This is a genomic window from Pseudolactococcus hodotermopsidis, assembly GCF_011170085.1.
In the GTDB taxonomy this organism is placed as follows: Bacteria; Bacillota; Bacilli; order Lactobacillales; family Streptococcaceae; genus Pseudolactococcus; species Pseudolactococcus hodotermopsidis.
The window spans coordinates 36,754-44,778 of sequence record NZ_BLLI01000010.1 but is presented as its reverse complement, the minus strand read 5'-3'; the positions used below and the strand labels follow the sequence as shown (position 1 = coordinate 44,778).

Below are 8,025 nucleotides of genomic sequence, written 5' to 3'. Positions count from 1 at the left end.
TGATTGATAAGATTATTATTCACAAGCCAACAGCTAATGGTCAAGAACGGAATAGTAAACGTGTTCAGCAAATTGACATCCATTACCGATTTGTTGGAATGGTTGGCGATGTAACAGATAAGCTATCACAAAAAAACGAGCGCAAAAGTTAGGAGTTGCGCTCGTTAAAAAATATTGAGGGACTGCTGGGTTGGGGGTGGTTATTATACCAAAAAACGCTCAAGGACGGTCGCTTTTAAAGTTATGTTAATCTTTTCATTTTTTTCAATTCACGACTGGCATGACGAATCATGAAAACTGCCAGACAAAAGACAATCAGTGAGACGACTGCTCCCGTTGTCATGTTCGATAGTCGTCTTATTTTCTCATCATCATTGCCAAAATGCGACATCATGTCAGTTTGGAGCATAAACATGGCCATGAGCGCACCTGTAAAACTGAGCAATTTGGTTGCTGAGAAAATCGGACTTTTCATCTTTCGGACGGTAATTATGCTGATAATTGCTGTAATCATGCTATAAAAAGTGGACATAGCTGACATATAAATGACCAAACCTGCATAATTGTAGCCTTTATTTTGCCAAATCATCATACCCGTCATGCCAAGATTGAGCGCAATCATCAAAAACCACATAGACGATAAGTTTGCCACTCTTTTTCCAAGTTTTGACGAACATTTTTCAGTAAAATAAAACGTATGAAACTCAAAATCGCATCATAAACTGCCACCGCGCCAAACCACGTTGAGTGGTAATGGTGGCTGGTATACGTGTAGAAAATGACGAAAATCAGATTAACGGCGAAACTTTGATAGAGCGAGAGTTTCGCACGAAGTTTGGCATCATTAAGATAACGTGCGCCAAATTTATTTTTGGAAATAATCATCTTTGCCGTTGCGATATTATCAGGAATACCAAGGAAAAGCACTGATAAAGCATAGAGAGAAATCGGATAACATAATGTACAAACAATGGTCTCATAAAGCGCCGCAATAAAGACGAAAGCAAGCAAACTTGCGCCTAAGATACCAATGGGAATTGACCAAAATTTGCTTGGACGAAATATTTTTTTGAGCCATACCACTGCTTTGACCAGCATTTTCAATCATCTTTAGTTTAAGGGCATCTCTAAAAACTCAGATTTCCCAAATTTTGTCAGCTCATAAAATCGCTAACAGGAAAAGATGTGCTAGATTTTCCAAATCCTACGTCAATCCTCCTAGCCTTGTGACTGCGATTACTCGCCACAGAAAGTGCATGTGCACCAGCACGTGTTTACCTGTGACGAGCATTGCGCAGTCACAAGCCGTCGTCAGATTTCCTTGCGGTTAAAAAATCTATCTAAAATTTGGTCAAGCAGTTTTTAGAGATGCCCTTAATTTAATTTTTTGATAACCGTCAATAAAATAACACTTCCGATAATTTTGATAACATAAATCATCATTCTACCTCCAAGCTAATCCTTTAGTCAATGGAATCAAGGACAATAACGTAACAATTCCGACAATGCCAACAATAACACCCATGACCACATTGCCCCAAACCATTGTCAAGCACATACCGACACCTAGCAAAAGCGCCCCGATAACTGCTAACAGCGTTGTCCCGATTGTTTTGGCGCTGAACCGAATCGGCGCTTTACCCGTCATTTTGCGCCAAACAACAACGGTCAAAAGCAAGATGACAAGCCCAATACTGCCCATGATAACACCGATTTTGAAGTCGCCGAAGTCTGATTCTAGGCACATAACCATGCCAAGTGCGCTAAAAATGCCACCGATCGTTCCCATAATCATGGCAACAAAATTGGATTTTTTCATTAGATTTCCTCTTTCTTTTTATACTCGTTTCACTATAAAAAACGTACGTAACTTTCGTGCTAGATTCGTCAATTCTAGGCGACATGGCGAAGGCGTACAGGTGTACGTCGAGACTTGTCAACGACGTAATGGTGGAGCTAGCCGAAAGTGTTAGCGTTTTATAGTTAAATGAGTCTATTAAATATACCAAACTTTGTCTAATTTTACGGACGTTTGGCGTTTGTTAGTTTGACGAACAATCATAATTGTGCCGACACTGATAACTGCGGTAACGAGTGTACTTGCGATAATTTTTTTCATGGGAATTTCCTTTTTATTTGAACTTCAAGCTAACTTTCTACGAAAGTTTGCGCCTACGGTCACTCGGCGCATCGCTTTTCAGTATCATGATTTTAATCTTTCCAAATCATGTTAGGATAGATTTTTTCCATCAGCGTGTCATTGAGTATTTTGTCAATGGTGGTGTTTTTGCTTGTCGGGCCAACTTGTCTGATATGCCATTTGACAACTGCTAGGCCTGAGATTAACAAATCTAGCACCAAAAACAAGATAAATAATTTTGTCAGTACTGGCTTGATTTTCTGTGATAAATGGTCTATCGTTTTTTCAAGAAATGGTAGAACAAACAGATACCAAATAATTGTCAAAATGCCCCAAAAGACTGAAAATAGTAAGCTGACACGACCGTCAATGTTGAATGGCTGACTGCTATAATCCCATGAGACTGAGCCAATTAGCATTTCTTGGACGATTGAGACAACATATTCCAAAATGGTACTAGTAATCGCACCAAAGAGAAATATCGTGCGCAATTTTCGGTGGGCGACCAAATATTTGCCTAGATAGAGCATGACCATAGCTAAGCCGTAGATGATGTTAAATGGCCCAAAAATCAAGCTGGAACGGCATTCTAGCCGACCATTGACTAGGAAACAGAACACCGTTTCTAGTACAAAGCCGAACACTGAGCCAATGATGAAAAGCCAAAATAACTTATTAAGTTTTGCCATAATTTCTACCTGATTAAAGCAGTCGCTTTTTGACAAATATCATAGATTTCATCAAATTTCTGTTCAATCAACTCGGTCATCTGCACCGTTTTTTTCGCCGAAATCCGATGAAAAAGTGGATAAGCCAGCCCCCAAGCAAGAAAACCTAGCGCACCGAAAATGATACAAAGCACAAGATGAGTTGTTGCACCTGTGATAGAAAAAACTGAAATTGCCATAAAACCACTCCCAACGATACCTGTCGTGAAAGCCGTGATTGCGGCAGTGCGCGTTTTCATCATTTCCAGCTGATCAATTTGCTTAACCGCCACCTCAAAATGCCGTTGCAAGCGTGCCAATTCTGTTTTATTTTGAATCTTGCGATCGCGCTTGAATTTCAGCGTGATTGTACCAAGCGACGACAGCGTCGTCCCACCACCGTCATACTGCCACCCAAAAGCTGTGTAGCTGTCAACATACAGATTTTCAAGCGATTGTTTGACCGTGACTTCCTTGTACTCATAGCCGACAAAAGCGGTTGCGCTTTTTGTGATTTCGTTCATAATATCTCCTCCTTGGTAAGTTTCCCTTACCTTATGATACTAGTTTATCTTGAAAATGTTTGTAAGTTGTTTAGGGAATGTTTGGAAATTATTAACGACGAAAAAACAGCCAATTTATTATTTTTGGCTGTTTTTTTAGATTATGAAAAAGAAGATTAGTTATTTTTGGGAACTTCCTCACGAAGTTTTTGGATGATTTCGATAGGTAACTGACTGTATTTTGAAATGACAGCCATGTCTACATTGTCTTTCAACATATTAATTGCCATTTCCGCCTTTCCTTTCGTCACTCCCAATTTTTCGCCCTCAAGCCTTCCCTCCAACTTAGCAGAGGACAACTCAACATCGTAAAGCACCTTATTTTTCTCAAGTTGTAACACCATTTCTTGCTCCTCCTCTTTCAAGCTATGAAAATCAGTCTTGACTTTCGCCGCCTTAATATAATCTGGTGCCGACTCATCAACCTCGCCCGTTTTCAAAAATTTTTGCCAATGGGCAACAGCTGACAGAGCCACAACATTTTCATTTACAAGACTAAAGTAACAAAGTCTCAGAATATCTTCGCCTGTTTCACTTTTTAAAACGTCATGCGTTTCTTCGTCCAAAAGTCCAAAAATTTTCACGGCTTTTTCATTTTTACCCAAAATATGAAAATTGACAATATTAATGCCATAAGTAGCACGCAAAGCAGAAAAATTGTTATTGTTGACAAAATTTTCCGTTTCAGCATTAGCAAATGAGCCACAAAAAGCCTCAACAAGATAGTATACTGAGCGTTCCTTAAAATAATGATGCAGTTGAATTTGCATCTCAATTGTCGTTTTTGCACCATTTTCAGCAACGGCAAGAATATCAACTTCCGTCCGCAAAAGCTCGGCTTCCCCCGCCGTTTTGGCATAACTATCAATATGATAAGTTTCCGTCGGCGTGAGTGTTTTGAAAGTAACTCCCAGAAGATCTCTTACAAAAGCACGCAAAATATGCCGCGTATCCTCAGAAGTTAGCATTTTCTTAAAAAGTAAATCGTTTGTCGGTAAGTATTTCGTCATGATTTCAGCTTTCTTTTCAAAAACACGACTACTCCAATTTTCATTTAATCATAAACAAGATAGAAAATCAAATTTTTGATGTCCTACCTTTATATACGAAAAAACTTGCCATTTTGCTCGCAAGTTTTTGAAAAAATTTTGGTGTTAATAATAGAAAAACATTGCTTAGCCGTTGGCTAGAACTAACGAATTTAGCTCAAAAGTTAAGTATAGAACACCTCCAAAAACACTTGACAATCTTTATCAGACTATCAAATATCTTTTAAGTCGCCACAATATTAACCAATTTATCAGGCACAGCAATAATTTTTCGGACAGTTTTACCGCCAATCAAGCCTTTGATGACCTCATTGTCAAGGGCAATTTTTTCCAACTCTGATTTGGAGAGACCTGTCGGCACCATGATTTTCGCTTTATTCTTGCCCAAAACTTGCAGAACAATCTCAATTTCATCATCAAGAAGTTTACTGTCATCAAATGTTGGCCAAGGCACATAGGAAATACCTACTTCGCCCGTCAGCATTTGCCAGAGTTCTTCCCCCAAATGTGGCGCAAATGGCGCAAGCAATTGGACAAAACCTTTGGCATAATCTCTTGGCAATTCAGATAATTTGTTAGCACTATTAACAAAAATCATCAATTGCGAAATCGCCGTGTTAAATTTAAAGGCCGCTAAGTGTTCCGTCACAAATTTGACTGTTTCATGGTAAACACGGTCAAGTTTGCCGTCATTTTCAGCAACAATCGTTTTTTCTGTAAGCAAACGATAGACACGTTCGAGGAATTTGTGCGCCCCTTCAAGCCCCTCTGGCGACCAAGCAATACTGGCATCCAAAGGTCCCATAAACATCTCATAAATGCGCAAAGTATCCGCCCCGTACTGCGCCACCACATCATCTGGATTGACCACATTTTTCAGCGACTTCGACATTTTAGCGACAACTTGCTCAAGCGCCTCGCCCGTTTCCAGATGATAAAACTTGTCATCACGCGCCTCAACCTTGTCATTAGCAACCAGTGCACCACGACCGTCCTTATAGCTCATCGCCGTAATCAACCCTTGATTATATAACTTTTGGAACGGTTCTTTTGTTGGCACAATGCCAATATCGTAGAGGAATTTATGCCAAAATCTTGCATAAAGCAAGTGCAGGACGGCATGCTCAGCACCACCGACATAAATATCAACTGGCAACCACTCTTTAAGCAAGTTTTCATCAGCCATTTTTTCCGTATTTGTTGGATCAATATAACGAATGTAATACCAGCTAGAACCAGCCCATTGTGGCATGGTATTGGTCTCACGCCGACCTTTAACACCATCCTTGCGTGTAACCGTCAACCAGTCAGTCAAATTGGCAAGTGGCGACTCGCCAGTTCCCGACGGCTTAATATCAGTTGTTTTTGGCAAAACGAGTGGCAAGTCATGTTCAGGCACAGCCGTAGACGTGCCATCCTCCCAATGAATAATCGGAATCGGTTCCCCCCAATAACGCTGGCGGCTGAAAAGCCAGTCACGCAAGCGGTAAGTGACCTTTTGACTGCCAACACCATTTTCAGTCAGCCAATCGTTGATTTTGCTAATAGCTGTCGCCTTGTCAAGACCGTCCAAGAAGTCCGAATTGATATGCAAACCGTCCTCTGTATAGGCAGATGCGGTAACATCGCCACCAGCCAGCACAGGAATAATCGGTAAGTCAAATTGCTTGGCAAATTCCCAGTCACGTGTATCGTGAGCAGGCACCGCCATAATCGCACCAGTACCGTAGCTCGCCAAAACATAATCAGCAATCCAAATCGGAATTTCTTGATTATTGACAGGATTAATCGCATAAGCACCTGTCCAAACGCCCGTTTTATCCTTGGCAAGATCAGTACGCGCAAGGTCAGATTTGAGACTAGCCGTGTGCTTGTAATCAGCCACCGCAGTAGCCTGTGCTGATGTCGTAATCACGTCAACTAGCTCATGTTCGGGCGCTAAAACGGCATAAGTTGCCCCAAAAAGCGTATCTGGTCGCGTTGTGAAAACAGTAAAGTCACGGTCTGTCTCTTTGATTTTGAATGTCACATTTGCGCCGACAGATTTACCAATCCAGTTACGCTGCATTTCCTTGATTGATTCTGGCCAATCGACTTCTGCCAAATCATCAAGTAAACGCTCAGCGTAAGCCGTGATTTTCAACATCCATTGGCGCATCGGTTTTCTGACAACTGGATAACCACCACGTTCTGATGTGCCGTCGGGTAAAACTTCTTCGTTTGAAATGGCTGTCCCAAGTTCTTCAACCCAATTGACAGCGACTTCTGCCTCATAAGCCAACCCTTTTTCGTAAAGTTTGGTAAAAATCCACTGTGTCCATTTGTAGTATTCCGGGTCAGTTGTGTTGATTTCACGTTCCCAATCATACGAAAAGCCAAGCGAATTGATTTGACGCTTGAATGTTTCAATATTTTTCGCCGTAAATTCAGCTGGATCATTGCCAGTATCCATGGCGTACTGCTCAGCAGGCAAGCCAAAGGCATCCCACCCCATTGGATGCAAAACATTATAACCTTGCGCACGGCGCGCCCGACTGAGAATATCCGTTGCCGTGTAGCCCTCCGGATGACCTACGTGAAGCCCAGCGCCACTCGGGTATGGAAACATATCTAGGGCATAAAAATTCGGTTTTGTCTTGTCAGTCCCTGTTCTAAATGTCTGATTGTCAGCCCAAAATTTCTGCCATTTTTGTTCGATTGCTTGATGATTAAATGTCATATTAGTCTTTCTTTTAATTTGGTATGTCTTATTTTACTATTTTTAGACGCGTTTTTCAATGGTTCGCAACAAATTCAAATCAAACTCTTCAACAATACCAAGTCGCTACTGGTCAAGCTAATGCCGTATTGTTTCTCGAATTTTTTAATTTTCTGGGTCAGCGTGTTGCGATGAATGTAGAGGTCTTTAGCCGTTTTCAGCTGATTGCCGTCATTTTGATAAAGAACTTTGACCAGTTCCTGACTGTCAATATCGCGCTGAAATGCCGTTTTGAGCTTATTCAAAATCAAACTTTGCGACTTTTCAAGATTTTTAGCAATCATCGCTTCACTGAAAGTTTGATGATTGGCAAAATTCAGCTTTTCTTCTGCATAAATTTGAGCTAACTCTGATTTTTCCGTAAAAAAACCAATATACAAGTCAATTTTAAAGCTCAAATCTTGCGCCAAAGCCTTGACAACATTGGTTAGTTCAGTCCAACTCAATGTTTCTTTGTCATATTTTTCAATGGCAATGCCAGATTTTTCATCAAATTTGATTACTTTTACAACTGACGGAATGATAAGTGACAAATTGTCTGCCACTTCTGCAAAATTTTTCGCCCGAATCTGCAAAATACGGTAATTGCCATTTGTAAGCTGTTCAAAATCAGCCGAAATTTCCTGTTTAAATAAGCACTCAAAAAGTAAAATCTCGCGATTACTCAAGTCATTTTTGGCAATATGAAACGCCTTGCCGTCAATTTCAAAATTGACTTCAGCCTCACGATAACCATTTTTTACAGCATAAATTTTTGCTAATTCTTCTATTTTCATGATTTTACCAAAAAACGCCGTTTGGCGTTTCG

The 8,025-nt window shown here is 40.5% G+C and carries 10 protein-coding genes; 1 reads left to right on the top strand and 9 read right to left on the bottom strand.

The window, feature by feature from the left end:
• The first annotated feature begins 2 nt into the window (after positions 1-2).
• A complete protein-coding gene (locus tag Hs30E_RS03000) occupies positions 3-152 on the top strand; it encodes a DUF4368 domain-containing protein (protein WP_228461977.1) in 150 nt (49 codons plus the stop codon).
• Between the two features lie 89 nt (positions 153-241).
• On the opposite strand, the gene Hs30E_RS02995 is transcribed toward Hs30E_RS03000, so the two are convergent.
• The 9 genes from Hs30E_RS02995 to Hs30E_RS02960 form a co-directional block, all read right to left on the bottom strand.
• Complete coding sequence (locus Hs30E_RS02995) at positions 242-652, bottom strand: hypothetical protein (RefSeq protein WP_172207837.1); 411 nt, start codon at positions 650-652, stop codon at positions 242-244.
• Positions 622-1,098 carry a hypothetical protein gene (locus Hs30E_RS02990; RefSeq protein WP_172207835.1) on the bottom strand — a complete coding sequence of 159 codons (477 nt, stop codon included), beginning with the start codon at positions 1,096-1,098 and terminating at the stop codon, positions 622-624. The genes Hs30E_RS02995 and Hs30E_RS02990 overlap by 31 nt, the downstream gene beginning before the upstream one ends.
• 346 nt (positions 1,099-1,444) lie before the next feature.
• Positions 1,445-1,819 carry a hypothetical protein gene (locus Hs30E_RS02985; RefSeq protein ID WP_172207834.1) on the bottom strand — a complete coding sequence of 125 codons (375 nt, stop codon included), beginning with the start codon at positions 1,817-1,819 and terminating at the stop codon, positions 1,445-1,447.
• 177 nt (positions 1,820-1,996) lie between these two features.
• Positions 1,997-2,119 carry a hypothetical protein gene (locus tag Hs30E_RS11370; RefSeq protein WP_267130224.1) on the bottom strand — a complete coding sequence of 41 codons (123 nt, stop codon included), beginning with the start codon at positions 2,117-2,119 and terminating at the stop codon, positions 1,997-1,999.
• A gap of 92 nt (positions 2,120-2,211) precedes the next feature.
• Positions 2,212-2,829 carry a putative ABC transporter permease gene (locus Hs30E_RS02980; protein WP_172207833.1) on the bottom strand — a complete coding sequence of 206 codons (618 nt, stop codon included), beginning with the start codon at positions 2,827-2,829 and terminating at the stop codon, positions 2,212-2,214.
• Between the two features lie 5 nt (positions 2,830-2,834).
• Positions 2,835-3,371, bottom strand: a complete 537-nt coding sequence (locus Hs30E_RS02975; protein WP_172207831.1) for a hypothetical protein — start codon at positions 3,369-3,371, stop codon at positions 2,835-2,837.
• A 155-nt stretch (positions 3,372-3,526) separates the two neighbouring features.
• Positions 3,527-4,420 carry an Rpn family recombination-promoting nuclease/putative transposase gene (locus Hs30E_RS02970; protein ID WP_172207830.1) on the bottom strand — a complete coding sequence of 298 codons (894 nt, stop codon included), beginning with the start codon at positions 4,418-4,420 and terminating at the stop codon, positions 3,527-3,529.
• Positions 4,421-4,682: 262 nt separating this feature from the next.
• Positions 4,683-7,178, bottom strand: a complete 2,496-nt coding sequence (gene leuS, locus Hs30E_RS02965) for a leucine--tRNA ligase (protein ID WP_172207828.1) — start codon at positions 7,176-7,178, stop codon at positions 4,683-4,685.
• Between the two features lie 74 nt (positions 7,179-7,252).
• The gene (locus Hs30E_RS02960) at positions 7,253-7,993 is read right to left on the bottom strand and encodes a helix-turn-helix domain-containing protein (protein WP_172207827.1); all 741 of its coding nucleotides are present in this window, start codon (positions 7,991-7,993) and stop codon (positions 7,253-7,255) included.
• Positions 7,994-8,025 lie beyond the last annotated feature (32 nt).

What these genes read in the sequence shown, in the direction of transcription:
- Hs30E_RS02990 (WP_172207835.1), bottom strand. Translation starts at nt 1,098, where the DNA reads ATGCTGGTCAAAGCAGTGGTATGGCTCAAAAAAATATTTCGTCCAAGC.
- Hs30E_RS02985 (WP_172207834.1), bottom strand. Translation starts at nt 1,819, where the DNA reads ATGAAAAAATCCAATTTTGTTGCCATGATTATGGGAACGATCGGTGGC.
- Hs30E_RS11370 (WP_267130224.1), bottom strand. Translation starts at nt 2,119, where the DNA reads ATGAAAAAAATTATCGCAAGTACACTCGTTACCGCAGTTATCAGTGTC.
- Hs30E_RS02980 (WP_172207833.1), bottom strand. Translation starts at nt 2,829, where the DNA reads ATGGCAAAACTTAATAAGTTATTTTGGCTTTTCATCATTGGCTCAGTG.
- Hs30E_RS02975 (WP_172207831.1), bottom strand. Translation starts at nt 3,371, where the DNA reads ATGAACGAAATCACAAAAAGCGCAACCGCTTTTGTCGGCTATGAGTAC.
- Hs30E_RS02970 (WP_172207830.1), bottom strand. Translation starts at nt 4,420, where the DNA reads ATGACGAAATACTTACCGACAAACGATTTACTTTTTAAGAAAATGCTA.
- leuS (WP_172207828.1), bottom strand. Translation starts at nt 7,178, where the DNA reads ATGACATTTAATCATCAAGCAATCGAACAAAAATGGCAGAAATTTTGG.
- Hs30E_RS02960 (WP_172207827.1), bottom strand. Translation starts at nt 7,993, where the DNA reads ATGAAAATAGAAGAATTAGCAAAAATTTATGCTGTAAAAAATGGTTAT.